Origin of the sequence: Pseudomonas sessilinigenes (genome assembly GCF_003850565.1) — a bacterium.
GTDB lineage: Bacteria > Pseudomonadota > Gammaproteobacteria > Pseudomonadales > Pseudomonadaceae > Aquipseudomonas > Aquipseudomonas sessilinigenes.
Map to the genome: position 1 here is coordinate 2,504,507 of NZ_CP027706.1, position 24,319 is coordinate 2,528,825.

A 24,319-nucleotide genomic window follows, 5' to 3' on the forward strand; every position below is an offset into this window, starting at 1 on the left:
CGTGTTCATGAACCGCGATGAGTGAGCTGGAAGATGTTGTTCGGATTAATTGCGGGCAATAAAAAGGGGCGCTGAAAGTTCAGCGCCCCTGCTGTTTTATATTGAGATTAAACTTGTCTCAACAAAACCGATCGATGACTCGAACTTCCGGATTGCCGCGCAGCGACTGCCATTCGTTCTTCAGGGTCTCCAGTACCCGACCGATGAAGTCCTTGTCGGCGGCGGCTTTCTTGCCGACATAACCCTGGCCGCGGCGGTACATCTTCAGGCGGGCTGCCAGATCCTGGTTGTTGCGGTCGAATTCTGCTTCATGGCTATGGGGCGACAGGCAGTCGATATGCACTTGGCCCGACTTGGCAATCCACAGGATATGGCTGTCGTGGCTGTCTTTGCGTGCGGCGAACATACGTGCCAATTCATCAATAGTGGGATGGTTATTAAGATTCATTTGTAGCCCCCTTGACCATTCATCGATCTATCTAAGTTGTTTAGCTAATTCATCTTGCTACATCGGTAAGTTGAACCCTGATACCGGAAACAGGGCGACAGAGGGTGTCTGTCGGATACAGATAAGGCCCAGAGCCTGATGTGTGTAGTTACCTTGATTAACTGCTACGCACAGAGCGCCACAACGATAGAAAGCAGCATGAACCTGGATGAAGCTGCCGACATTCCCACCATCGGCCACAAGCATCTTGAAGAGTTCTCGCCGGCTTTCCCGTCGAATCGCGAACGGTCAATGCCAGGTCAGTTTCATCAATCTGCCTTGTGGGCAGTACACATCCGGGTCAACAGCTCGGCGGTCAGACGAGCTTGCTCATAACACCTTTGCCTTGTCCCCCGATCGGGGGGACGCCTGCATCATGCAAGGGCGCAATCCGCTCGTCAACGGTTTTGTAGTGAAAATTTTCAGGCACTACATATTGTCTGACAAAAGCCGCAAAGCCCTCATTCGAGCCCCCAAGCAGGGCTGGGGCAGGTAGAATCGGCGCCTGGAAATGGTTCTGAGGTTGCAGCGGTGGATGTACAACAAGGCTTCGTCCTGACGCGACACTGGCGCGATACGCCAGCAGGCACTGAAGTCGAATTCTGGCTGGCCACCGACCAGGGGCCACGGCACCTGCGCCTGCCGTTGCAGACCTCCGTGGCTTTTGTCCCGGCCGTGCAGCGGCCCCAGGCCGAGCGCCTGCTGGCTGACGATCCGGATGTCGAGCTGCGCCCCCTGCAGCTGCGTGATTTTCACCAGCGCCCGGTGCTGGGTTTGTATTGCCCGCAGCACAACCAGTTGATCCGCCTGGACAAGACGCTGCGCCGGGCCGGGGTCGACGTGTTCGAAGCCGATATCCGCCCGCCGGAGCGCTACCTGATGGAGCGCTTCATCACCGCGCCGGTGGAGTTCAATGGCCAACCGGGGCCGGATGGGCTGCTGCTGGACGCGCAGATGAAACCCGCCCTCGACTACCGCCCGCAACTGCGCCTGGTGTCCCTGGATATCGAGACCAGCGAGCGTGGCGAGTTGTATTCCATTGCCCTGGAGGGCTGTGGCCAGCGCCAGGTGTACATGCTAGGCAAGGCCCGCGCCGACGACAGTGCGGTGGACTTCGACCTGGAGTTCTGCGCCAGTCGCGAGCAATTGCTGGAGAAGCTCAACCAGTGGTTGGCCGAGCACGACCCCGACGCGATCATCGGCTGGAACCTGGTGCAGTTCGACCTGCGAGTGCTGCATGAGCATGCCCGGCGCCTGGCGGTACCGCTGCGCCTGGGCCGTGGAGGGCAGGAGATGCACTGGCGCGAACACGCCACCCACAACCATTACTTCGCCTCGGCGGCGGGGCGCTTGATCATCGATGGCATCGAGGCGCTGCGCTCGGCCACCTGGAGCTTCCCGTCCTTCAGCCTGGAAAACGTCGCCCAGACCCTGCTGGGCGAGGGCAAGTCGATCGACAATCCCTACCAGCGCATGGACGAGATCAACCGCATGTTCGCCGAGGACAAGCCGGCCCTGGCCCGCTACAACCTCAAGGACTGCGAGTTGGTGACGCGGATCTTCGCCAAGACCCAGCTGCTGACCTTCCTCCTGGAGCGGGCCAGCGTCACCGGCTTGCCGGCCGATCGCAGTGGCGGCTCGGTGGCTGCCTTCACCCACCTGTACATGCCGCTGATGCACCGCCAGGGTTTCGTCGCCCCCAATCTCGGCGAGCTACCGCCCCAGGCCAGCCCCGGCGGGTTCGTCATGGATTCGCGGCCCGGGCTCTATGAATCGGTGCTGGTGCTGGACTACAAGAGCCTGTACCCCTCGATCATCCGCAGCTTCCTGATCGACCCGGTGGGCCTGGTGGAAGGCCTGCGCCAGAGTGACGAAGAGCATTCGGTGGCGGGTTTTCGCGGGGCGCGTTTCTCCCGTACCCGGCATTGCCTGCCGGCGATCGTCCAGCGGGTGGCCGAGGGCCGGGAAGTGGCCAAGCGCGAGCACAACGCGCCGCTGTCCCAGGCCCTGAAGATCATCATGAACGCCTTCTACGGCGTGCTGGGCTCCAGTGGCTGCCGCTTCTTCGATCCGCGCCTGGCCTCGTCCATCACCCTGCGCGGGCACGAGATCATGGCCCGCACCCGGCAGTTGATCGAGGCCCAGGGTCACCAGGTGATCTATGGCGATACCGACTCCACCTTCGTCTGGCTCGGCAGCGCTCACGACGAGGAGCGCGCCGGGCAGATCGGCCGGGCCCTGGTGGACCACGTCAACCAGTGGTGGCGCGATCACCTGCGCGAGCAGTACGGCCTGGAAAGCGCCTTGGAGTTGCAGTTCGAAACCCACTACAAACGCTTTCTGATGCCCACCATCCGCGGCGCCGAGGAGGGCAGCAAGAAGCGCTACGCTGGCCTGGTACAGCGCGCCGATGGCGGCCAGGAGATGGTCTACAAGGGCCTGGAGACCGTACGTACCGATTGGTCGCCGCTGGCCCGGGAGTTCCAGCAGGAACTGTATCGGCGGATCTTCCACCGCCAGCCCTACCAGGACTATGTGCGCGACTACGTGCAGCGCACCCTGGCCGGCCAGCAGGACGATCTGCTGATCTACCGCAAGCGCCTGCGCCGACCCCTGGATGAGTACGAGCGCAATGTCCCGCCCCATGTCCGCGCGGCGCGCCTGGCCGACGACTACAACCGTGAACAGGGCCGGCCGCTGCAATACCAGCGTGGTGGCTGGATCAGCTATGTGATGACCCTGGCGGGTCCCGAGCCTCTGGAGATCCGCCGTGCCACCATCGACTACGAACACTACCTGACGCGCCAGTTGCAGCCAGTGGCGGACGCCATCCTGCCGTTCGTGCAGGATGACTTCTCGACCCTGGTGGGTGGGCAGATGGGGTTGTTCTAAGGCTGAGCAGCGGCCGGGCTGTCATGACGGGCCGCTGGGCGGGTGGGCGAGTCAGTCGTCCACGGCTTCGCACAAATGGCTGGCACCGTGCTTGTCGGTGTAGTTCACGGTGACCGAATCGTCTGCTTCAACGCTGATGGACAGGTTGGCTTCGCCTGCCTTGACCTGGAAATGCCGGTCATCCACGGCCGTGCTCTTGACCTCCTTGCCATTGATGTACACCGGGCCGCCCTGGTCGGCGCTGACCGCCAGGTTGCCGGGGCAGGCGACGTTGAACAGGGGAATGCCTTCGGCCTGGGCGGTGCCGGTGATGATCATAAAAGTGCCCAGCAACAATGTCTTGCGCATTACGGACTCCTGGCGAGAAGGGGTAGGGACGGCCGTTGCGACCTCCCTGGCACCCCGGATCAGTGCCTAGCCTATCGCCTGCCCAACGCTTGCGCGAGTGGAATATGGCCCCCGAAACGCGGCTCCGGCGGGTTTTGAGCGGGCGAAAAAAACCATGGACTCGCCGTCGACGAGTGTGTCAGCTTCGGAGCGCCTCTTTGGGCGAGTGATAGGACGATCTCGCAGGCGGGGTCGTTTGTGTTCTATCGAACATTTTCTGTCTGGAACAAGGACGTAACAATGTCAAAGACACTGTCAAAAGCACTGTCGGAAATTACCTGGAATTGGGCCGACCAGGCCGCACAAGCCAGTAATGCCTACCAACAGGTACAGGCTTTCAGCCACCGCTATGACCGGGGTGGCAGCGATCCGGTGAACGGCAAGCCGTCGTTCACCGCCGACCAGGCCGCGGATGCGATCCTGCGCAAGAACCTGTCCTGGCACGACAAGAACGGTGACGGCAAGATCGACCTGACCTACACCTTCCTCACCGAGAAACCCGCCAACTACAACCCGTCCCTGGGTACCTTCAGCCAGTTCAGCGCCTTGCAGAAGGCCCAGGCCGTGCTGTCGATGCAGTCCTGGGCGGATGTGGCCAAGGTCAGCTTCACCGAGGCGGCCAAGGGTGGCGACGGGCACATGACCTTCGGCAACTACAACGTCAGCACCGGCGGCGCGGCCTTCGCCTACCTGCCATCCGGTGGTAGCTACGACGGCCAGTCCTGGTACCTGATCAACAGCCAGTACCGGGTCAACGAGACTCCCGGCACCGGCAACTACGGGCGCCAGACCCTGACCCACGAGATCGGCCATACCCTGGGCCTGTCCCATCCGGGTACCTACAACGCCGGCAATGGCAACCCCACCTACAAGGACGCCAGCTACGCCCAGGACACCCGTGGCTACAGCCTGATGAGCTACTGGAGTGAGAGCAATACCGGGCAGAACTTCAGCAAGGACGGTAGTGGGGCCTATGCCTCGGCGCCGCTGGTAGACGACATCGTCGCGGTGCAGAAGCTCTACGGCGCCAACTACCAGACCCGTGCCGACGACACCGTGTACGGCTTTAACTCCAACACCGGGCGGGACTTCTACAGCGCGCACTCCAACAGCGACAAGCTGGTGTTCGCGGTCTGGGACGGTGGCGGCAACGACACCCTGGACTTCTCCGGCTTCAGCCATAACCAGAAGATCAACCTCAACGCCGGTGCCTTCTCCGACGTTGGCGGCCTGGTGGGCAACGTCTCCATCGCCTATGGCGTGACCGTGGAGAACGCCATTGGCGGTTCCGGCAACGACCTGCTGATCGGTAACGCGGTGGCCAACGTCCTCAAGGGTGGTGCCGGCAACGACATCATCTACGGTGGCGGCGGCGCCGATACCCTGTGGGGCGGAAGCGGGGCGGACACCTTCGTCTTCGGCGCGGCGTCGGATTCCACCGTCAACGCGCCGGACTGGATCATGGATTTCACCAGCGGCCAGGACAAGATCGACCTCACCGGTATCGCGCAGTTCGCCACCGGCGGCGCAACCCTGAACTTCGTCAAGGCCTTCAGTGGCCATGCGGGCGACGCGATCCTCAGCTACAACGCCGGCACCAACCAGAGCAGTCTGCTGGTTGACCTCGCCGGTCACGGCACGGCGGACTTCGCCGTGGGTATCGTTGGCCAAGCGGTAGCGGCCGACATCATCGCCTGATCAATCAGGTCCAGTGGAGCGGCGCGCGATGCGCCGCTTCCACTCTGTCGGCCAGGGCCCGCCACCTTTTCGGTAGCAGCGCGGCCGCCACAGGTTTCCCCGGCGCTCAGTCGCCGCCCCCACCGCCACAACCGCCGCCTCCGCAACCACTGCTGTCACCGCCGCCGTCGCTGCTGCCGCCATCGCCGCCGAAGCGCGAGCTGTCGCTGTCGGAGCTGCTGGGGGACGAGTCGCTGTCTGCAGAGCTGCTGTGCAGCTCGCTGCCGCAATGGATCACCGTGCTGCCGGCGCCGTTATCGGTCAGGCGCCGCAGCGACTGGCAATCGGCGACGTAGTGAAAGCCCTGGGCGATCTTCAGCTTGGCATCCAGGGCGAACAGCAGCGGCAAGCGGCTGGGTTGGGCGGGGTGGATGTTTTCTTCGAGGCACGCCTGGCGCCAGACCCGGCGCAGGCCGTTGTCGCTCTGGCGCTCGGCATTCTGGCCGAGGACCGCCGCCGGGGTGTGGTGCAGGAACTGGCCGAAGGCCTGGTGGCAGAACGCCTGGTAATCACGGGTATGGAGGATGAATTCGTGCCACAGGTCATCCACTACCTGGGACGGCATCGACACGTAGCGCTGGCCGCTTTTCAAGTAGGCCAGGAAGAACTGGCGCAGGCCCTGGGCGACCAGTTGGCAGTCCTTGAGCGTCAGGTGGGGGTGCCGGGTGCGCAGGGGCGTAAAGAGCCCGGGCGGCAGGCTGAAACTGCGGATGAAGGCCTCGCGGCGCAAGGCCGCCAGGGCTTTCTGGCGCCGCCAGAACAACAGCGCCAAGGCCAGGGCCGCCACTGTGGGAAGGATGAACAGCATGCCAGGGTCTCCGCCGCAAAAGTGCCGAGACAGTGGCGCAAAGCCGCGGTTAATTCAAGCCGCGCGGTGCCGGGCCCGGGCAGCGGCGATCCGGGACACCCCGGGGAAAAAACCGGATGGCGCCAGGGGACGCTTCTATCCTCTGGCGGTATCGGCCGTGCCTGTGGCCGACCATGGATTTCACCCCACACGGAAGCCATCTCATGAAACTCAGTACCTCCATCCCCCTGGCCATGGGCCTGGCTGGCCTGTGCCTGCTGTCTAGCGCGCAAGCCGACCAGGGCAGCGATACCGTGGCCCGTCTCAACCAGTTGTATAACGACACCCGCCAGGATTGCGGCGGCCCGTCCAAGCCGGCGTTCCTCTGCTCTGGGGTGCTGTTTCGCGCCACCTGGCCCTCCACCGACTACCAGTTCTACAGCATCAGCCCGAAAAGCCAGGCCAGCGGCGGCGTCTCGGCGTCCTACCTGCGCAAGGACTCCAAGTTCCGCAAGTTGGCCTACGGCCTGCAGAGCGGCTTCATCTTCGACACGATCTTCGGCAACCCCAAGGATCACCAGGACTACGCCGTGCTGTGCTCCTTCCCCATCGATGCCGCCACCGACGACCGCCAGCAGCAAGGCTGCACCGACTCGCGGCGCACCCCGGGCAGCGTCGAGAAGTACTGCCACGAGATCGGCGTGACCACCGCCGAGCAATGGGGCGCCAACTACCGGCAGAATCGGGGTGATCATTCGCGCCAGTGCTCCTTCGACGTGCGCGACGAGCGCAATGCCGCAGCCGGCCCGGCGTTCTACCAGAGCATCCGCTCCATGGCGCAGATCGCCGCCGAATCCTTCGGTACCCAGAACGAGCTGCGCCTGGCCAAGTGGGAAGAGAAGCCGCCGCAGTCGCCGTCGATCCTGGCGCTGTTCTACACCGAGGAGGGCGGCCTGGAGGGCGCGCGCCTGAACCAGATCCAGTGGTACAAGGCGGTCCAGCAGTACCTGCCGGTGATCAACATGAAGCTGCCGCAGACACCCCAGCAGGAGGCGAGCTTCGTCTACGACAACAAGAAGCAGGTGATCTACCCCATCACCGAGAAGAACAGCTGCGAGCGCTATGTGCAGAGCGCCACCTGGATCGAGCGGGATGACCCGGGTTTCGGCAAGAAGGTCATGACCCTGGAAGTCACCCCTACCGACTGCGGGCGCAAGGTCCAGGACAACCAGACCAACAACTTCTTCAACGAGTTGGCCAGCGACCATTACCTGGACGCCCAATGGAAAAACAACCCGGACAACCGCGACAGCACGGTGGGCAGCATGCGCCGCCAACTGGTCTGCCACTTCAACATCGCCCGGGACAAGCCGCAGTGGAACCTGGAGCCCTCGCGCCCCTATACCTCCAATGAGGACTCCATCGCCAAGGGTTGCAACAACACCTGAGTGAACCGGCCGCCGGCCAGGGCCGTGCCCTGGCAGGCACCCGTGGCCATCAGTTGTGGTTGATGTCCACCTCACGGGTTTCCTTCAGGCACAGCAGGCCCACCAGCAGGCTGGCCCCGGTGATCGCCACCGGGTACCACAGGCCATAGAAGATGTCGCCGGTGTACACCACCAGGGCGAAGGACACGGTGGGCAGGAAGCCGCCGAACCAGCCGTTGCCGATGTGGTAGGGCAAGGACATCGAGGTGTAGCGGATACGGGTCGGGAACAGTTCCACCATCAGCGCCGCCAGCGGGCCGTAGCACATGGCGGCGATCAGGATCAGGGCGACGATCAGCGCCACCACCATGGCCTTGTTGACGTTCTGGTTATCGGCCTGTTGCGGATAGCCGGCCAGGGTCACCGCACCGCGCAGCGCCGCCTCGTCGAAACCGTCGATCTTCACGTCGCCGACGCTGACCTGTACCGGGCTGCCTGCCGGGGCGGCGATGCTGGAATAGGGCAGGCCCTGTTTCACCAGGAAAGTCTTGACCTTGTCGCAGGGGCTGTCGAAGCGTGCCTTGCCCACCGGGTCGAACTGGAAGGTGCAGGTGGCCGGGTCGGCGGTGACGGTGATGGGCGCCTGGCGGCTGGCCTGGTCGATGGCCGGGTTGGCGTAGTGGGCCAGGCCCTTGAAGATCGGAAAGTACAGCGCCGTGGCCAACAGCAGGCCAAGCATCAGCACCGGCTTGCGGCCGACCTTGTCCGAGAGCCAGCCGAAGAAAATGAACATCGGCGCGCCAATCACCACACTGATGATCAGCAGGCTGTTGGCCAGGGCCGGGTCCATCTTGAGGAACTGGGTGAGGAAGAACAGCACGTAGAACTGCGCGGCGTAGAAGGTCACCGCCTGGCCGGCGTTGATGCTGAACAGGGCGATCAGCACCACCTTGAGGTTCTCCCACTTGCCGAAGGATTCGCGGATCGGCGCCTGGCTGGCGCGGCCTTCTTCTTTCATCTTCAGGAACGCTGGCGACTCGTGCAGGCTCATGCGGATCCAGGTGGAGATGCCCAGCAGCACGATCGACAGCAGGAACGGCAAGCGCCAGCCCCAGACGTCGAATTGATCGCCGGTGAAGTAGCGGCAGGCCAGCACCACCAGCAGCGACAGCAGCAGGCCCAGGGTCGCGGTGGACTGGATCCAGCTGGTGTGCAGGCCGCGCTTGCCATGGGGCGCATGCTCGGCCACGTAGGTCGCGGCGCCGCCGTATTCGCCGCCCAGGGCCAGGCCCTGGAGCATGCGCAAGGCCACCAGGATGATCGGCGCGGCGATGCCGATGCTGGCGTAGTTGGGCAACAGGCCTACGGCGAAGGTGGCCAGGCCCATGAGGATGATGGTGGCGAGGAAGGTGTACTTGCGCCCGATCATGTCCCCCAGGCGGCCGAACACCAGGGCGCCGAAGGGGCGCACCACGAAGCCGGCGGCGAAGGCCATCAGGGCGAAGATGAAGGCCGTGGTGTCGTTGACCCCGGCGAAGAACTGCTTGCTGATCACCGCCGCCAGGGCACCGTAGAGAAAGAAGTCGTACCACTCGAAGACGGTACCGAGGGACGAGGCGAAGATGACTTTCTGGCTTTCCTTGCTGGTGGGCGCCACGGCCGTGGTGTCCATCGCTTGAGCATGTTCCGACATATCGATATCCCTCACAGTGATTGTTTTTGTTGTTCCACTGTCGGCGCCAGTGATGGCGTCGCTATCTTGTGTTTCGCAGTCCTGGCTCCTACGATCCGGCGTTGGATCTTTTCTGTAGGAGCGAAGCTTGCTCGCGATAGCGTCGGCGGCTCGATCTCTCTGGCGTGCCGGCTAGCCCTGTCGCGGGCGAGCCTCGCCCCTACAATCAGGCGGGGGAGGCGGTCTGTTTTTCCGGGGCAGGGCTCCTTGTAGTCGTGGCCAGAATCAGTTCGGCGGCCTTCTCGGCGATCATCAGGGTCGGCGAGCAGGTGTTGCCCGAGGTGATGCGCGGCATGATCGAGGCGTCGGCGATGCGCAGCCCGGCGATGCCGTGCACGCGCAGTTGGGCGTCCACCACGGCCTGGGCGTCGTGGCCCATGCGACAGGTGCCCACCGGATGGAAGATGGTGGTGCCGATCTTCGCTGCGGCTTCATGCAATTGCTCCTGGCTTTGCAATTGCGCGCCGGGCAGGTACTCGCTGGGACTGAACGCTTGCAGGGCCGGGGCGGCGACGATGCGTCGGGTCAGGCGGATGGCGTCGGCCGCCACTTGCAGGTCCTGCGGATGGCTCAGGTAGTTGGGCTGGATCAGCGGCGCCTGGCCTGCGTCCACGGAACGGATCTCGACCCGGCCACGGCTTTGCGGGCGCAGGTCGCAGACCGAGGCCGTGAACGCCGGGAAATCGTGCAAGGGTTCGCCGAAACGTTCCAGGGACAGTGGCTGCACGTGGTATTCGAGGTTGGCGGTGGCCTGCTCGGGGCTGGAGCGGGCGAAGGCGCCGAGCTGGCTGGGAGCCATGGACAGCGGGCCGCTGCGGTCGTACAGGTAGCGCAGGCCCATGCCCATCTTGCCCCACAGGCTGCCGGCGATCTGGTTCAGGGTGCGGGCGTTGTCCAGCTTGTAGATCAGCCGCAGTTGCAGGTGGTCCTGGAGGTTGCCGCCGACCCCGGGCAGGGCATGGGCGACGCCGATGCCCAGGCGTTGCAGCAACGCCACCGGGCCGATGCCGGAACGCTGGAGAATGCTCGGCGAGCCGATGGAGCCGGCACAGAGAATGATCTCCCGGCGGGCCTTGAAGTCCTGCTGGCGTCCCTGGGCCATGGCGCGCACCGCCGTGGCGCGACCGCCGTCAAGGAGCAGCCGTTGCACCTCGACGCCGGTCAGGACGGTGAGGTTGGGGCGCTGGGCGATGGGCTTGAGAAAGGCCTTCGCGGCGTTCCAGCGCACCCCGGCCTTCTGGTTGACCTGGAAGTAGCCGCAGCCTTCGTTGTCGCCACCGTTGAAGTCGTCGATCCGGGGGATGCCGCTCTGCTCGGCTGCGCTACGGAAGGCGTCAAGGATCGGCCACGACAGGCGCTGGCGCTCCACCCGCCACTCACCGGCGGAGCCGTGCAGCGGGCTGGCCCCGGCGAAGTGGTTCTCGCTCTTCTTGAACAGCGGCAGGACCTCGCTCCAGCTCCAGCCCGGGTTGCCCTCGGCGGCCCAGCCATCGTAGTCGGCGGCCTGGCCACGCATGTAGATCATGCCGTTGATCGATGAGCAGCCCCCCAGCACCTTGCCCCGCGGGTAGCTCAAGGCGCGGCCTTGCAGGCCCGGTTCGGCCTCGGTCTTGAAGCACCAGTCGGTGCGTGGGTTGCCGATGCAGAACAGGTAGCCGACGGGAATGTGGATCCAGGGGTAGTTGTCGCGTCCGCCGGCTTCCAGCAGCAGCACCCGGTGCTGGGGGTTGGCGGACAAGCGATTGGCCAGCAGGCAGCCGGCGGGACCGGCACCGACCACGATATAGTCGAAAGCGTCAAAGGCAGGAAGCATCCGTGACCTCGTTGGCAGATTCTTATTAGCAGCTGTCCGTCATCCGCGGCAGCCTTGTGCTTCATCCTAGTTGTTAGCTTTCGTTAAAAGAATGTTAGTTTTTGCCCACCCGCTGTGCGTTTTCTAACAGCATTAGCCCCCAGGCACTGGCAAGGAATCCCCATGTTCGACTGGAACGACCTGCGCTTTTTTCTCGAGCTGCAACGCAGTGGCCGCCTGCTCACCGCGGCGCGACGGCTGAACACTACCCACGCCACGGTGGCGCGGCATATCGAGGCGGTGGAGAAGGCCCTGGGCACCGCGCTGTTCGTCCAGCACGCCCAGGGCTATGAGCTGACCCCGGCCGGCGAGGCGCTGCTCAAGCACGCCGAGGCCATGGAGAACGTGGCGCTGCTGGCCCAGGAGGAAATCACCCAGTCCAGCGCGTTGCTGGGCAAGATCCGCGTCGGCGTCACCGAGGGCCTGGGGGTCAAGTTCCTCGCCAGCCGCATGGGCGGCCTGTTCGAGCGTTACCCGGGGCTGGAAGTGGAACTGGTGGCGGTGCCGCGGTTCGTCAGCATCCTCAACCGCGAGGCGGAAATCAGCATCCACCTGGAACGACCCAGTGCCGACATGCTGGTGACTCGCAAGCTCACCGACTACCGCCTGGCGCTGTACGCCAGCCAGGCCTACCTGGACCGCGCGCCGCCGCTGCGCAATCGTGAGGACCTGGGGCGCCATGCCTGGATCGGCTACGTCAACGACCTGCTGTTCAGCCAGGAGCTGATGTTCCTCAACAGCTTCTGTCGCAACCCCCAGGTGCTGTTCCACAGCACCAGCGTCATCGCCCAGCAAGAGGCAGCCCGCTCGGGCCTGGGGATCGCGGTGCTGCCGTGCTACATGGCCGCCGAGGACCGGCAGCTGGTGCCGTTGCTGCCCACCGAGAGCATCCAGCGCGCCTACTGGATCAGCACCCGCCGCGAGCTGCACAAGTCGGTGCGCCTGCGGGTGGTCTGGGACTACCTCATGGAGCTGTGTGCCACCCAGCAGCAGGTGCTGCTGGGTGGCGGTGTGCAGGGCTGAGGCCGACTCACAGCAGCGGCCCGCAGTGGGCCGAGCGGCTGAGCAGGTCGCCGGCCTGGATATCGACGAAGCGCGAGCCGTAGGACAGCGGCTTGAGTGCCCCGCGTTCCTGGCCCATGCCCAGGCCGCCAGTGGTACGGGTCTCGCCGTCCTGCAACAGCGGGTCCAGGCGTGCCTGGGCAGCCACCAGGCGCAGGGTCACGGCCTGGCGCCGTGGCAGCTCACCGGCGAGCAAGGGACTGGAGCGGTGCCACAGGTACTTGCTGAACAGCAGGGCATCGCCGGGCTCGAAGGCTTCTTCGATGCGCTGTCGCTCGAAGCGCTCGGTCAAAGGTCCCGGGCTGGCGTAGGTCTGGCGCAAGAGCTCGGACAGTTCGATGATCGACTCGCCCTGGGCCAGTTGCTGGGCCAGCATTCGCGAAAACTGGAAGTTGCCCAGGGCCGAGCACAGCGACAGCGGCACCCAGGCCATGCCGCCACCCTGTGCCTTTGGGCGTACCGGTTGCAGGGGCAGCCACAGGCTGAAGGCCGGGTCTTGGGGGCGGATGTAGCGAAAGTTCAGCGAGTCGTAGTGCCAGGCGAAACCCGAGCGCCCCTGGTCCAGCTCGAAGCCCTGGGCTTCGCACAGGATCAGCCGGCTGTCGGTGAGGTAAGTCAGTACCTGGGCCAGTGCCGGCTGGCCTTGGAGTTGCCGGAGAATACCGTCCTGGTCCAGGCGGTGGGTCAGGCGGTTGAACCCCTCGCCAGCGCTGGCCTGGGTCGGGCGCAGTTGCTGCTCCACCAGCTGGCGCAGCGATTCGATGGCGGCGCTGGTCAGCAATCCCGGCAGCTTGAGGTAGCCCTGTTCCTGGAACAGCCGCCGCTGTTGCGGGTCCAGGGGCAGGGGATTGACCAGGGAAGAAGCGGGCGGCTGCGGCAGGTTCACGGGCATATTCCATTACCAGGGGCAAGTGGCTGAGTATGGACAGTGGCACCACTGGCCGAGCGCTGGATTCGACCTCGACCGGTGTTTAAGCGACACCTGCCATCGGTTGCTGTCGGTGCGCGTCAGGGCGGCCAGGTCATGGCGGGCCTGGTGCCATTGGCTAGGAAGCGGGGCCGGCAGCTTGCAGGTCTTGCTGGCGGATGTAGGAGTCCTGGGTCCGGATGAACCGGTCGAAGGCTCGGGAGTTGTAGACCTGCAAGCAAGCGTGCAGCACGACCTTGCCAGGACGGTGCTTGCTGTTGGCCGCGACCTGGTCATAAGCCTTGAAGACGTAGTCGGTGGTGGCGTCATAGGGGTCATGCAGGGTGGTGAGCGTGTCTTCGTCCTGCAGGACCTGATGCAGGCCACCGCCCATGACGCCATACATGCCGATGGCATGCCCAACGTCCTCGCCCATGGCCGAGCGCTCGGGAAACTGCCTGGCCATGCAGTAGGCCAGTCCATAGTTCTTCAGGGACTGGCGTGCCGCCGCCAGGTCCATCGCGCCAGCCTGGCCCATGCCTGCCATCAGGCACAGCGCCAGCGAAAGCCTTTTCATCCTTGATCTCCTGAGTCATGGCCGGCAGCGGCCGTTGCGGCGCCGATGGTCGAAGCCGCCATCGAGCTTGTCAATGCCCCGGCTCGCCGGTGCGCCTGGCCAACCTGATAGCGCCTGCGGGCATTGGCGTGAAAAGACAAAAAGTCGTCATCAATTGAAGCCGGTCGCCGCCTGGGCCGTTGCTAGATTGGCAGCCGTTGCCGTGCCACCTCACCCATAACAATCAATAACGAAGGTGCCTATCGTGAGCGCTACCGCCGAACCTGCAGCCCTGCCGGGCGAGGCCAGTCATCGCTGGCTGCTGATCACCATCACCCTATGTGCGTCGGTGTTGCCGGCGACCTTCCTCTGGGCCCCGGCCCTGTCCATGCAATTGACCACACAGATCGGCCTGAGCCCGAGCCGGATCGGCGCGATGTTTTCCCTGGAACTGATCTTCAGCAGCCTGGCCACCTTGCCGGCCATCTACTGGCTGCGCTCGGGTCACTGGCAGCGCTGGGCCTTGCTGTTCATGGGCCTGTACATCGGCGGCAACCTGGCTTCGGCGCTGTTGCTGGAGCGCTATTTCAACGCCTTCCTGGTGGCTCGGGGCGTCACTGCACTGGCCGCCGGTTCGTTGCTGATCCTGTGTACCCGCAGCGTCGCGCACCTGGATGATCGCGGGCGGGCGTTCGGTTCGATCATCTTCGGCCAACTGATACTCGGAACCCTGGGACTGGCGGTGTTGCCCAGCGCCTTCCAGCATTTTGGCCCCGGGGTGTGCTTTGCCTTGCAGGCGCTGTTGATGCTGGCCTGCGTGCCGCTGTGCCGGCACTTCATTCGGGTCCCTCAGCTAGCGGCCAGCGGTGGGCGCCGTCGCTTGGGGGCTTCCAGGCATGGCCTGCTGGGGGTGGCCTCGATCTTCCTGCTGTATGTGTGCCTGGGCGGAGTCTGGACCTTCATCAGTGCCTTGCAGGCGCCCACGGCCATGGATCGTGGGCAGTTGGACCAGTTGCTGACCCTGTCCAGCGCGGTGGGCATCCTCGGCGCCGGCGCCGCCACTTTGCTGGGACGTGACCGCTATCGCGGGGCATGCCTGCTGCTGGGGTTCGCCGCGTTGGTCCTGGCCTTGCTGGTGATGGCGGCGGTGCCCCGGGCGGATGCGGCCTTCATCGCGGTGCTGGTGTTCAAGTTCACCTGGACCCTGCTGGTGCCCTTCATGCTCACGGTGATCAGCCTGCACGATCGCGAGGGCGGCTTGATCAACCTGACCAACCTGGTCCTCGGCCTGGGGCTGGCCTGCGGCCCGGCGCTGTGCGGCTACCTGCTGGAAACCTTTTCCTACCAAGCGATGTTCGGCTGCGGCGCGCTGTTGGCCCTGCTGGCCGCCGCGGCGATCAACCTCGCGCACTTCCACCTGCCATCCAAGAGTCTTTGCCATGAAGCCTGAATTGCATCCTTCAGCGGGCGCCAGTGCGTTCCTGTTCGACGAGCGCTGCCTGTGGTTCCACTCCGGTCGGGCCTCGGCCCTGGCGGCCCCGGTCGGCGGGTGGGTCCAGCCGCTGGCCAGCGGCTCGGGCGTGGCCTCGGCCGATTGCCTGCGGCGGCTCAAGGCGTTGATGGACGCCAGCGGCCTGAGCCGGCAGTTGCGGGTGGAGTCCGCAGCGCCGGCCTCCCTGCCACAGATGGCCAGGGTCCATGACCTTGAGTACCTGGAGCGCTTTCGTCGGTTGAGCGAGCAGCAGGGAGGAGAACTGGGACTGGCGGCGCCTTTCGCTGCCGGCAGCTTCGAGCTGGCGGCGCTGTCCGCCGGGCTGGCCAGGGCGGCGGTGGAAGGCGTGATGCGCGGCGAGTACCAGCGGGCCTATGCCGCCTGCATCCCGGCCGGGCACCACGCTTTGCGGGATCAGGCCATGGGCTCGACGCTGCTGGCCAACTCGGCCATCGCCGTGGAGCACGCCATTGCCGAACTCGGCGCGCGGCGCGTGGCCATCGTCGATTGGGACGTGCACCACGGCAACGGTACCCAGTCGCTGTTCTACGAGCGCGGGGACGTGCTGACCATCTCCCTGCACCAGGAAAACTGCTTTCCCCCAGGCTCCGGCGGCGCCGACGAACTTGGGCGAGGTGCAGGGCAGGGGTGCAATCTCAACATCCCGCTGCTGCCCGGTTGCGGCCACCAGCAGTACCTGCATGCCATGGCGCAGTTGGTGGTGCCGGCGCTGCTGCGTTTCGCCCCGGACCTGCTGGTGATCGGCGCCGGCTACGACGCCAGCACCTACGACGTGCTCGGCCACATGCAATTGCACAGCGGCAGTTTCCGCGAGATGACCCGGATGATGGTGGCGGTGGCCGAGCGCCTCGGCCATGGGCGCTTGGTGATGGTCCATGAGGGCGGCTACTCGGAGGTCTACGTGCCGTTCTGCGCGATCGCCGCCATCGAGGCCCTGACCGGCCTGCAGACCCAGGTCCGCGATCCCTTTATCGAGTTCATCGAACAGCAGCGGCTGGCGGACGACTTCGATCGCCTGCACCACCAGCGCGTGCAAACCCAGGCCCGGCAACTGGAGCTGGTGCCTGCTCCTTGAGTCCATCGCCCATACAGGTCCGACCATGAATCCTTCCAATAACAACAATCGATTCTTCGTCCAACGTGGGGCTGTGCTGGCGTGCTGTGCCCTGTGGGCCGGGTGCGCGCTGGCCGGCCCGGATCAGCCCGGCCCGGTCGCGAACCCGGTCTCGCCGGCCCGGGCTCCGAGCCTTGGCGAACAGCTGGATGCCCAGGGCATCGCCGTGCACGGCTTCGGTAGCTGGTACAGCTTGTACAACACCTACGGGGTGGGGCGTCGCCAGGATCAGAACAACCTGTTCCTGATGTTGGCGGCCGACTTCGACCTGCACAAGCTGCTGGGTGTGAAGGGCGCCAGCGTGCACCTCAAGCAGAGCTATGCCCCGGTGGCCAGCAACGTCGACTACGGTCCGGCGCTGGGGGACATCTATGGCGCGGTGGCGCCCTTCGTACCGAAGAAGGCGCGGCTGGTACAGCTGTCCTACGAGCAGCGCCTGTTGGAGGATGCCTTGAAGCTGGAGCTGGGCCGGAGCAACCCCGCAACCTCGTTCATGCAGCCGGCTTGTGCCTTCGTGTTCACCTGTTTCAACCCGCTGACGTTGATGAACGGCTCGGTGTTCGCCTATCCGTTCGCCTACTGGAGCGCCACGGCCCGCTACAACTTCGACGACAACCGCTTTGCCCAGGTGGGCGGCTGGTTGCTCAATGGGCAGATCCCCTTCGAGTCCGGCTGGAACTGGCGCGAGGAACGCCATGACGGGCGCTTCTTCCTGGCCCAGGTCGGCACCCAGACCCGCTTTGGCGAGGCGCTCTATCCCAGTCGTTTCGAGCTGGCCCTGTATCGCTCCACCAAGAAACAGCCCAACCCCAGCCGCACGGTGGCCGGTACCTCGACCTTGCTCGACCCGGGCTCGGCGCCCAAGGTCCAGGACCATGCCGACGGCATTCTCTTCAATTGGCAGAAGACGGTGTACCGCGCCGACGGTGGTAGCCGCCCGTTCGATACCAACCCGCGCAGCCTGACCCTGGAAGGCGGGCTCAGCTCGTCGCTGACCCCCGGGGTTACCGGTGGGGTGGATGCCTTCGGCTTCATCGGGGTCAATGCCCTCAACGTCATTCCGGGCCGCCCGCTGGATAGCCTTGGTGCACGCCTGAGCTGGTTTCGCGTGAGCAAGGACTTCCAGGCCCGCCTCAAGGACGCCGGGCGCCTGTCGGGCAGTGCCTACGAGCAGCCACGGGACAGTTTCGTCGCCGAGCTCAATGGGCGCTTCGTCCTGGGTAGCGGCGTGACCCTGGACCCCTTCATCAACTACGTGCTGCAACCCAGTCGCTTCCAGAACCCCTTCGCCGAACAGCGTCCGGCCAGCGGCTGGTTGTTCGGCCTGGGCCTGAACTTCGCCCTCGACCCGTTGCTGGGCTGGCGCCACTGATCCCTTGAGGAGAGTCCCGATGAACCTTGTGCAAACCCAGGACCTGATCTTCTGCAACTGGCAACAGGCGGCAGTGGACGGTGACCTGGAGCAGCAACTTGCCGCCTTGCTCGAAACCATGGCCGCCGCCCTGGCCGAACGAGGGGTGAGCTTGGGCGCGATGCTCAAGCACAGCATCGCCATTCGCAATGGCGCCGTGGACCCGCTGGCGGCGATCCAGGCATTCCATCGCCAGTGCCATGCCCTGGCCCCCCGGCTGGTCCGGGAGCCCAGCGTCGGCACCATTTTCCGGGTGCCGCATCTGTCCCGGGAAGGGGCGCTGGTGGCGCTCGAGGCGGTATTCGCCAGGCATGCCACACCGGCGCGGCGGGCCCTGTTTGACGACCTGCCGATGGATGTGGCGCGGGCCCTGGAGTATCGCGGCCAGCTGTTCCTCACCGGTTTCGAGGCCCTGGAACTGTTAGCGTCGGAGCGTGGCTTGAGCGCCGATAACCTGCAGGTCCGTCCCGGGCTGGCGGAGCAGGTGGAGGTGATCCTGGACAAGATCCAGGACAGCCTCCGGGCCCTGGACGCCGACTGCTCCGACCTGGCCCGCCTGACCCTGTACCTGCGCGCCGACCAGGACCCGCAGCATGCCCGGCAGTTGGTAACGCAGGCTGTGCGCCAGCGGGCCGATGCCGGGGTGGCCGAGGCGCTGCAACTGTGCGTGCTACGTGGTCACGGCATGGTCCTGGAGGATTTCAAGATCGAGATCGATGGCCTGGCCTTGCGCCCGCAAGCCCCGCGGCCAACCTGGGTCAGCCTGGCCTGCGGCGAGGCCGGCAGCTTGTCGCTGGCGAGCGTGGAGCAGGCGGCGAGGGCCCTGGCCATGCGCCTCGACACCGGTGGCCAGCCGGCGGCCTTGCAGGTGTTGCTCAAGTGCTCCGGCATCGAGGCCGGCCCCGTGGCGAGCCAGCCCTTGCTGGAAGCGTTCAGCCGCCAACTGCAGCGTGAGCTGGGACCCGCGGCGGCGTTGCAGCTGTCCGTGGCGCTGCTCTGGGTCAAGGCCCTGGAGGCACCCGGTGCGGCCCTGGAGCTGGACGCCAGCCTGTTCATTCAATGAAGGAAGGAGTAGCAACATGTCATTCGATACCCATACACGAGCCTGGGATCTGGTCCGGGACCTGGACCTCTCCGGCAAGATCTACCTGGTGACCGGCGGCACTTCGGGGCTGGGCAAGGAAAGCGCCCGCTGCCTCGCTGCCCGTGGCGCCCGGGTACTGGTGCTGGGCAGCAGCGCCGAACGCGGTAATGCCGCGCTGGCCGAACTGCGGGCCGCCACGGGCAGCCAGTCGCTGCACTTCGAGGCGGTGCGCCTGGAGTCGTTGCGCGACGTCGACCGGCTGGCCTCAAGGCTGCTGGAGCAGTTGCCGCACCTGGACGGCGTCATCGCCAGTGCGGGGATCATGGCCACCGATTTCGCTCGTACCGACGATGGCCTGGAGTGCCAGTTCGGTATCAACCATATCGCCCACCATCGGTTGATCACCCGGCTGTTGCCGCTGCTGCGCCAGGCGGCCGCTGCCCGGGTGGTGCTGCTGACTTCGGGCGCCCATCGCCTGGCGGGCATCGATTTCGCCGATCCCAACTTCGAGCACCGGGCCTACGACCGCTGGACGGCCTATGGCCAGTCGAAGTCGGCCAACGTACTGTTCGCCGTGGGCCTGGACCAGCACCTGGCCGAGGAGGGCATTCGCGCCCTGGCGGTGGCCCCCGGAGTGGTGGCCGGGACCAACCTGCACAATCACCTGACCGACGCCGACTTCGTGCCCTTGCTCGAACGCCAGCCCGGGCTGCGCCAGTTGACCCGGCGCAAGAGCACCGAGGAGGGTGCGGCGAGCATTCTCTGGGCCCTGCTGCATCCGCAGCTGGAGGGTTGTGGCGGTTACTACCTGGAGGATTGCCAGGTGGCCTTGAGCAACGCCGATCCCCTGGATCACCTGGGCGTCATGCCCCGGGTGCGTGATGTCGCCCAGGCCCTGCAACTGTGGACGCTCAGCGAGCGGCTGATCCAGCAGGCCCTGGCTGGCGAGCAGCGGGAGGTGCGGCCATGAACCCGCTGGAGCAGGCGCTTCCCGGGTTCGATGACTTTGCCGCGCAGTTGCGCCTCAACCGCCTGCCCGACACCCCGGCGCTGCGCGGGCGGCGCTTCGTCCTGGCGTTCGCCGAGCAGCGTGGCGAGCTGGCGTTCGATAAACAGGGCGAGGTTCGTTGGCAGGGACTGCCGCTGGTGCTGGCGTCGGGGACGGCGCAAGCCAATGTGGTGCAGGCCTGCGCCGGGCTGTTTTTCATCGACCTGCCATTGCCGGCGGCGCAGCGCCAGAGCCTGGTGGTGATCATCGACGAGCAGCGATCCCGGGCCTTGCTGGTGCATTCCTGGCTGGATACCGGGCGCAAGGCTCGCGGATTGGCCTCCAATGTCGGCCAGGCGCTGCATCACGCCGGGTTGAATGGCCTGCCGGCAGGCGCACCGCCCGAGCGCAGCGGCGAGTTGATCGGCAAGCGCGTGCTCAATCTCTATAGCCAGGACACCGCGGTGGAGCATGTCTATCTCAACAGTCGCTGGTACGCCTACCAGATCCATGGCGGTGTGCGCCATGGTGACTGTGATTGCGACGAGGCCAGTTATTTCAAGCTGCGCGAGCAGTTGTACCTGGTGACCTTTCGCGAGAAGGCGGTGGATGTGGCGATCGTCTTCGTCCTCGACACCAGGGCCTGGCGCAATACCGGCATGGCCCTGGGCGAGGTGGATGGGACCTGGTTCAACGTGCCCATCGGCGCACAGGTACGACTGCTGAGCGAGACGGCGTATCCCGAAGGCATCTCGCCGCGCTGAAGGCCCGGGCATACTAGGGTCTGTTGCCATTTCGCCACGATCGCGCCGGAGCCAGTTTTAGCGCGCAGCTAAGCACGAGACGCGAAGTTTGGCCGTCCAAATGAGCCGTCGAGTAACGACGCGCCGCGCTAAAACCGGCCCGTCCCTTCGGGTTGCGCCGAAACGGCAACAGACCCTACAGGAACTGACGCCGGTAGCGCAGCGGCGGCACCCCGGTCCAGCGCTTGAAAGCCTTGGAAAACGCCGCGCTGTCGGCGTAGCCCAGGCTGTCGGCGAGTTCGTCGATCCGGGTGCCGGGATGGCGCATGCGTTCCAGGGCAAGGCTGTGCCGCACCTGCTCCAGCAGCTCGGAGAACACCACCTGTTCCAGGGCCAGCTTGCGTTGCACGCTACGTGGCGACAGGCACAGCTGGCGCGCGATGCGCTCCAGGGAGGGCGGCTGTTCGCCCAATTGCTGTTCCAGCAGGCGCCGCACCCGCTCATGGAAGCTGCCGCTGTGTTGTTCGGCGCACAGGCCCTGGATGTGCTCGCGAAAGAACAGCAGGACGTCGGCATCGCAGCCCTGGCCAGGGCACCTGTGGTCCAGCCAATGGTTGGCGAAGACGATGCCGTTGCTGGGCGCGGCATCCCGCACCGGGCAATCCAGCAACCCGGCCAGGGCCTCGCGGTCCTTGGCCGTCAGTTCATGGCAGAGGTCGATCCGCTGGGCTCGCCAGTCCTGCCCCAGGCGCAACTGCAAGACATGGATCAGCATGCCCAGGCTGAACTCCACGTCCTGGCGGCAGGCATTGGCCGGGTAGGCGGGCAACTGGTAGCTGATCTGCACCTGCTCGCCGTCGATGCGCAGTTGGGTGCGGGTGCCGCCCTGCAGGGCCGCGGTGCTGAGGTTGAGTTCAAGCAATGCGCCGTGCAGGGTCGCTTCGTTGAGGAACAGTTCGCGCAGCGGCGAGAGCACTGGGGAGCGGCTGGCAAGGCCGATGCGCGCGCCCAGCAGCGGGTCGTCCAAGGCCCGGGCCGCCTCTTCGAAGAAGCCCAGGTAGTGATCCAGTGGAATATTGTCCGCGGGTTTGAGCCCTTGCCACTGGGCCTGGGAGGGCGATGGCAGGCGCAGCTGCCGTTCTTGCAGGTACTCGAGCAAGGGGCTGAGCTTGAGGCGGCGCACATAGGCGCCGACGGGGCGGGATGCAGGCATGGCGATGGCGTTTTTCTTATTGTTCTGCAAGGCACGTCCCCAGGTGGCTCGCGCGGTCCGGCAACCATACTAGACGAGGAGAAAAGCCCCGGACAATGGGCATCGTTCACCTGTTCTCGATCCCCCGGGGCTGGACTCGGCCAGGTCCAGCGGGCTGTTCCGCACGGGCCCGTCGGCGGATGCCCAGCAGCAAGCCCATGGCCAGCAGGCTGGAGGCACCCGCCAGCAGCATGGCCAGGTGCAAACCGCTGGTCATGGCCGTGCGGTACAGCTCGCCGAACAGTGGGTTGTCCGGGGGCAACTGGTGTTCGGTCACCGCTTGGTGGGCCAGTTCGCCGGCGTTGGCCATGCCGCTGGCCCGGGCCGACTCGCCCAGCACCTGGATGGCCCGGGCGCCCATCAGGCTGCCGAGCAGGGCGATGCCGATGCTCATGCCGGTCTGGCGCAGGGCATTCATGCTGGCCGAGGCGATCCCGGCGCGTTCCGGCGGTGCGCAGGCCATCACTGTCAGGCCGGTGCCCGGCAGCGCCAGGCCCATGCCCAGGCCCAGCAGCCCCAGCAACGAGCCCACCAGCCAGTAGGGAGTGTGGGCGTCGAACAGAGTCATGGCGGTCATGGCCAGGCCCACCAGGCCGTAGCCGGCCACCATCAGCCAGGACAGGGGCACGCGCTGGTTGATGCGCCCGAAGCCGATGGCTACCAGGCCGGTGACGGTGAATTGCGGCAGCAGGCGCAGGCCGGTTTCGGCTGCGGACCAGCCCTGGATCTGCTGCAGGAAGATCGAGAAGAAGAACAGGCTGCTGTAGCTGGAAAAACCGAGGATGAACGAAGCCAGGTTGGCCACGGCGAACGGGCGCTGGCGGAACAGGTCCAGGGGTACCAGCGGCCGTTGCACCCGCCGCTCCACCAGGGTGAAGGCCAGCAGCCCCACGGCGGCCACCAATAAGGTCAGCAGGGGGCCTCGGCTGGCGAAGCCTTCTTCGCCGGCGAGGATCAGGCCATAGGTCAGGGCCGCCAGCCACAACACGCTCAGTGCCTGGCCCAGCGGGTCGAGGGCGGCATGCTGTGGGTGCTTGCGCTCGCCGATTCCCCAGCACCCGAGGGCCAGGGCGAGGAGGCCGATGGGCAGGTTGATCAGGAAGATGCTCTGCCAGCCGACGGACTCCAGCAGCAGGCCGCCCACCAGGGGGCCGAGGATCAGCGCCAGGGCACTGAACGCCGACCAGCCGCCGATGACATGGGCCCGCTGGCGCAGGTCGGGGAAGGCGTGGCTGAGGATCGGCATCGCCCCGGGAATCAGCAGTGCCCCGGCCAGCCCCTGGACCGCGCGCCCGGCCAGCAGCAACCCGAGCTCCTGGGCCAGGGCGCAGAGCGCTGAACCCAGGGTGAACAACAACACCCCGGCCAGCCAGCAGCGCTTGTGGCCGAAGCGGTCGCCCAGGGGGCCGGCCGAGAGCATGAAGGCCGAGAGGCAGATGGCATAGGCGTTGACCACCCATTGCAGGCCGGCCAGGTCGGTGGCCAGGGCCTGTTGCAGGGTCGGCAGGGCGACGTTGACGATGCTGATGTCCAGCGAGGCGAGGAAGGTCCCGAGGTAGGCGGCGGCCACCAGGGCCGGGCGACGATAGCGTTCCATCAAACATCTCCCGTGGAGGGCTGGAGAGGGGTGAGGTACTCAGGTTAGTATTTCGACTGACCGTCGGTCAATGGAAAATGATAAATATTCTCAACTCTCTTTTGCCTGGCAATTGCCCTAGACTGGCGGCCCTCGCCACCGCCCGGAATCGTTCATGATCGTGAAACGCCACAAGGCCCAGGAACCTGCCAGCGACTTGCCGCAGCCGCGGACCAAACCCGCCGAAGTGCGCCTGGAAGAATTGATGGGCGCCGCCCGCAGCCTGTTCCTGGAGCAGGGAGTGGAGGCCACCACCATCAGCCAGATCGTCGAGCGCGCCGGGGTGGCCAAGGGCACCTTCTATCACTACTTCCAATCCAAGAACGACATGCTGGCGGCCCTGGGTGAGCGCTATACCCGGGACTTCCTCGATTGCCTGGAGCAGGCGGTGGCGGCCTGCGCCGAGGATGACTGGGTGGCGAAGGTCAGTAGCTGGATCCGCGCCAGCGTCCAGGCCTACCTGGCCACCTACCACCTGCACGACATCGTCTACCCCAACCATCACCACCATGAGCGCGGCAACCCGGAGCGCAATGCGATCCTGCAGCAGTTGCAGGGCATCCTCGAAGGAGGGCGGCAGGCCGGCTGCTGGCCCCTGGAACAGCCGACGGTGATCGCCTCGCTGATCTATGCCGGGGTGCACGGCGCCACCGATGACGTGATCGCCGCCCGCCAGGAAGATGGCCAGGCCCTGGCCGAGGCCATCGTCCAGGCCTGCCTGCGGATGCTCGGCGTGACCCAGCCCTGAAGTT

The 24,319-nt window shown here is 65.5% G+C and carries 21 protein-coding genes; 12 read left to right on the forward strand and 9 right to left on the reverse strand.

Annotated elements, in window-relative coordinates; translation table 11 throughout:
* Nucleotides 1-118 precede the first annotated feature (118 nt).
* A complete protein-coding gene (locus tag C4K39_RS11780; protein WP_068586838.1) occupies nucleotides 119-448 on the reverse strand; it encodes a hypothetical protein in 330 nt (109 codons plus the stop codon).
* Nucleotides 449-646: 198 nt separating this feature from the next.
* Here C4K39_RS11780 and C4K39_RS31505 point away from each other — a divergent pair, with 198 nt between their 5' ends.
* Nucleotides 647-823 carry a hypothetical protein gene (locus tag C4K39_RS31505; RefSeq protein WP_164487277.1) on the forward strand — a complete coding sequence of 59 codons (177 nt, stop codon included), beginning with the start codon at nucleotides 647-649 and terminating at the stop codon, nucleotides 821-823.
* 195 nt (nucleotides 824-1,018) lie between these two features.
* A complete protein-coding gene (locus tag C4K39_RS11785; protein ID WP_124346449.1) occupies nucleotides 1,019-3,379 on the forward strand; it encodes a DNA polymerase II in 2,361 nt (786 codons plus the stop codon).
* Nucleotides 3,380-3,430: 51 nt separating this feature from the next.
* Here the strand turns inward: C4K39_RS11785 and C4K39_RS11790 are convergent, their stop codons facing one another.
* A complete protein-coding gene (locus C4K39_RS11790; protein WP_124346450.1) occupies nucleotides 3,431-3,727 on the reverse strand; it encodes a hypothetical protein in 297 nt (98 codons plus the stop codon).
* Between the two features lie 279 nt (nucleotides 3,728-4,006).
* Between C4K39_RS11790 and C4K39_RS11795 the strand changes: the two genes are divergently transcribed.
* Nucleotides 4,007-5,464, forward strand: coding sequence for a serralysin family metalloprotease (locus C4K39_RS11795; protein WP_068585716.1), 1,458 nt, complete (start codon nucleotides 4,007-4,009; stop codon nucleotides 5,462-5,464).
* 106 nt (nucleotides 5,465-5,570) lie between these two features.
* Here the strand turns inward: C4K39_RS11795 and C4K39_RS11800 are convergent, their stop codons facing one another.
* Nucleotides 5,571-6,311: a glycine-rich domain-containing protein gene (locus tag C4K39_RS11800; protein ID WP_068585715.1), complete on the reverse strand. Its 741-nt coding sequence runs from the start codon at nucleotides 6,309-6,311 to the stop codon at nucleotides 5,571-5,573.
* A gap of 203 nt (nucleotides 6,312-6,514) precedes the next feature.
* Between C4K39_RS11800 and C4K39_RS11805 the strand changes: the two genes are divergently transcribed.
* A complete protein-coding gene (locus C4K39_RS11805) occupies nucleotides 6,515-7,738 on the forward strand; it encodes a DUF2599 domain-containing protein (RefSeq protein WP_124346451.1) in 1,224 nt (407 codons plus the stop codon).
* A 49-nt stretch (nucleotides 7,739-7,787) separates the two neighbouring features.
* Here C4K39_RS11805 and C4K39_RS11810 read toward each other — a convergent pair whose 3' ends face one another.
* Nucleotides 7,788-9,410, reverse strand: a complete 1,623-nt coding sequence (locus C4K39_RS11810) for an MFS transporter (protein WP_124346452.1) — start codon at nucleotides 9,408-9,410, stop codon at nucleotides 7,788-7,790.
* A gap of 205 nt (nucleotides 9,411-9,615) precedes the next feature.
* A complete protein-coding gene (locus C4K39_RS11815) occupies nucleotides 9,616-11,262 on the reverse strand; it encodes a GMC family oxidoreductase (RefSeq protein ID WP_124346453.1) in 1,647 nt (548 codons plus the stop codon).
* A 162-nt stretch (nucleotides 11,263-11,424) separates the two neighbouring features.
* On the opposite strand from C4K39_RS11815, the gene C4K39_RS11820 reads away from it, so the two are divergent.
* The gene (locus C4K39_RS11820; protein ID WP_124346454.1) at nucleotides 11,425-12,324 is read left to right on the forward strand and encodes a LysR family transcriptional regulator; all 900 of its coding nucleotides are present in this window, start codon (nucleotides 11,425-11,427) and stop codon (nucleotides 12,322-12,324) included.
* Between the two features lie 7 nt (nucleotides 12,325-12,331).
* On the opposite strand, the gene C4K39_RS11825 is transcribed toward C4K39_RS11820, so the two are convergent.
* Nucleotides 12,332-13,255 carry a phytanoyl-CoA dioxygenase family protein gene (locus tag C4K39_RS11825; RefSeq protein ID WP_124346455.1) on the reverse strand — a complete coding sequence of 308 codons (924 nt, stop codon included), beginning with the start codon at nucleotides 13,253-13,255 and terminating at the stop codon, nucleotides 12,332-12,334.
* 154 nt (nucleotides 13,256-13,409) lie between these two features.
* Nucleotides 13,410-13,847, reverse strand: coding sequence for a hypothetical protein (locus tag C4K39_RS11830; protein WP_068584583.1), 438 nt, complete (start codon nucleotides 13,845-13,847; stop codon nucleotides 13,410-13,412).
* 244 nt (nucleotides 13,848-14,091) lie between these two features.
* On the opposite strand from C4K39_RS11830, the gene C4K39_RS11835 reads away from it, so the two are divergent.
* Genes C4K39_RS11835 through C4K39_RS11855 form a run of 6 tightly spaced genes read left to right on the forward strand, consistent with a single transcriptional unit; the run spans nucleotide 14,092 to nucleotide 20,700 of the window.
* Nucleotides 14,092-15,276 (forward strand): MFS transporter, encoded by a 1,185-nt coding sequence (locus tag C4K39_RS11835; RefSeq protein WP_124346456.1) that lies wholly within the window; start codon nucleotides 14,092-14,094, stop codon nucleotides 15,274-15,276.
* Nucleotides 15,266-16,414 carry a class II histone deacetylase gene (locus C4K39_RS11840; protein ID WP_124346457.1) on the forward strand — a complete coding sequence of 383 codons (1,149 nt, stop codon included), beginning with the start codon at nucleotides 15,266-15,268 and terminating at the stop codon, nucleotides 16,412-16,414. The genes C4K39_RS11835 and C4K39_RS11840 overlap by 11 nt, the downstream gene beginning before the upstream one ends.
* Before the next feature lie 25 nt (nucleotides 16,415-16,439).
* Nucleotides 16,440-17,825, forward strand: a complete 1,386-nt coding sequence (locus C4K39_RS11845; protein ID WP_124346458.1) for a carbohydrate porin — start codon at nucleotides 16,440-16,442, stop codon at nucleotides 17,823-17,825.
* A 19-nt stretch (nucleotides 17,826-17,844) separates the two neighbouring features.
* Entirely contained in the window at nucleotides 17,845-18,927 is a 1,083-nt protein-coding gene (locus tag C4K39_RS31510) for a hypothetical protein (protein WP_164487278.1), read from the forward strand.
* A gap of 16 nt (nucleotides 18,928-18,943) precedes the next feature.
* Complete coding sequence (locus C4K39_RS11850) at nucleotides 18,944-19,918, forward strand: SDR family NAD(P)-dependent oxidoreductase (RefSeq protein WP_164487279.1); 975 nt, start codon at nucleotides 18,944-18,946, stop codon at nucleotides 19,916-19,918.
* The gene (locus C4K39_RS11855; RefSeq protein WP_124346460.1) at nucleotides 19,915-20,700 is read left to right on the forward strand and encodes a MoaF C-terminal domain-containing protein; all 786 of its coding nucleotides are present in this window, start codon (nucleotides 19,915-19,917) and stop codon (nucleotides 20,698-20,700) included. Before C4K39_RS11850 ends, C4K39_RS11855 begins: the two co-directional genes overlap by 4 nt.
* A gap of 175 nt (nucleotides 20,701-20,875) precedes the next feature.
* On the opposite strand, the gene C4K39_RS11860 is transcribed toward C4K39_RS11855, so the two are convergent.
* Both C4K39_RS11860 and C4K39_RS11865 read right to left on the reverse strand, forming a co-directional pair.
* The gene (locus C4K39_RS11860) at nucleotides 20,876-21,892 is read right to left on the reverse strand and encodes an AraC family transcriptional regulator (RefSeq protein WP_124346461.1); all 1,017 of its coding nucleotides are present in this window, start codon (nucleotides 21,890-21,892) and stop codon (nucleotides 20,876-20,878) included.
* A gap of 106 nt (nucleotides 21,893-21,998) precedes the next feature.
* Nucleotides 21,999-23,528 carry an MFS transporter gene (locus C4K39_RS11865; protein ID WP_124346462.1) on the reverse strand — a complete coding sequence of 510 codons (1,530 nt, stop codon included), beginning with the start codon at nucleotides 23,526-23,528 and terminating at the stop codon, nucleotides 21,999-22,001.
* A 154-nt stretch (nucleotides 23,529-23,682) separates the two neighbouring features.
* On the opposite strand from C4K39_RS11865, the gene C4K39_RS11870 reads away from it, so the two are divergent.
* Nucleotides 23,683-24,315: a TetR/AcrR family transcriptional regulator gene (locus C4K39_RS11870; RefSeq protein ID WP_124346463.1), complete on the forward strand. Its 633-nt coding sequence runs from the start codon at nucleotides 23,683-23,685 to the stop codon at nucleotides 24,313-24,315.
* Nucleotides 24,316-24,319: the final 4 nt, after the last annotated feature.

Bases quoted from the DNA above. Each gene is read 5' to 3' on its own strand.
- C4K39_RS11800 (WP_068585715.1), bottom strand. From the start codon at position 6,311: ATGCTGTTCATCCTTCCCACAGTGGCGGCCCTGGCCTTGGCGCTGTTG.
- C4K39_RS11825 (WP_124346455.1), bottom strand. From the start codon at position 13,255: ATGCCCGTGAACCTGCCGCAGCCGCCCGCTTCTTCCCTGGTCAATCCC.
- C4K39_RS11815 (WP_124346453.1), bottom strand. From the start codon at position 11,262: ATGCTTCCTGCCTTTGACGCTTTCGACTATATCGTGGTCGGTGCCGGT.
- C4K39_RS11870 (WP_124346463.1), top strand. From the start codon at position 23,683: ATGATCGTGAAACGCCACAAGGCCCAGGAACCTGCCAGCGACTTGCCG.
- C4K39_RS11860 (WP_124346461.1), bottom strand. From the start codon at position 21,892: ATGCCTGCATCCCGCCCCGTCGGCGCCTATGTGCGCCGCCTCAAGCTC.
- C4K39_RS11790 (WP_124346450.1), bottom strand. From the start codon at position 3,727: ATGCGCAAGACATTGTTGCTGGGCACTTTTATGATCATCACCGGCACC.
- C4K39_RS11855 (WP_124346460.1), top strand. From the start codon at position 19,915: ATGAACCCGCTGGAGCAGGCGCTTCCCGGGTTCGATGACTTTGCCGCG.
- C4K39_RS11810 (WP_124346452.1), bottom strand. From the start codon at position 9,410: ATGTCGGAACATGCTCAAGCGATGGACACCACGGCCGTGGCGCCCACC.
- C4K39_RS31505 (WP_164487277.1), top strand. From the start codon at position 647: ATGAACCTGGATGAAGCTGCCGACATTCCCACCATCGGCCACAAGCAT.
- C4K39_RS31510 (WP_164487278.1), top strand. From the start codon at position 17,845: ATGAACCTTGTGCAAACCCAGGACCTGATCTTCTGCAACTGGCAACAG.
- C4K39_RS11830 (WP_068584583.1), bottom strand. From the start codon at position 13,847: ATGAAAAGGCTTTCGCTGGCGCTGTGCCTGATGGCAGGCATGGGCCAG.
- C4K39_RS11780 (WP_068586838.1), bottom strand. From the start codon at position 448: ATGAATCTTAATAACCATCCCACTATTGATGAATTGGCACGTATGTTC.
- C4K39_RS11865 (WP_124346462.1), bottom strand. From the start codon at position 23,528: ATGGAACGCTATCGTCGCCCGGCCCTGGTGGCCGCCGCCTACCTCGGG.
- C4K39_RS11805 (WP_124346451.1), top strand. From the start codon at position 6,515: ATGAAACTCAGTACCTCCATCCCCCTGGCCATGGGCCTGGCTGGCCTG.
- C4K39_RS11845 (WP_124346458.1), top strand. From the start codon at position 16,440: ATGAATCCTTCCAATAACAACAATCGATTCTTCGTCCAACGTGGGGCT.
- C4K39_RS11850 (WP_164487279.1), top strand. From the start codon at position 18,944: ATGTCATTCGATACCCATACACGAGCCTGGGATCTGGTCCGGGACCTG.
- C4K39_RS11795 (WP_068585716.1), top strand. From the start codon at position 4,007: ATGTCAAAGACACTGTCAAAAGCACTGTCGGAAATTACCTGGAATTGG.
- C4K39_RS11820 (WP_124346454.1), top strand. From the start codon at position 11,425: ATGTTCGACTGGAACGACCTGCGCTTTTTTCTCGAGCTGCAACGCAGT.
- C4K39_RS11840 (WP_124346457.1), top strand. From the start codon at position 15,266: ATGAAGCCTGAATTGCATCCTTCAGCGGGCGCCAGTGCGTTCCTGTTC.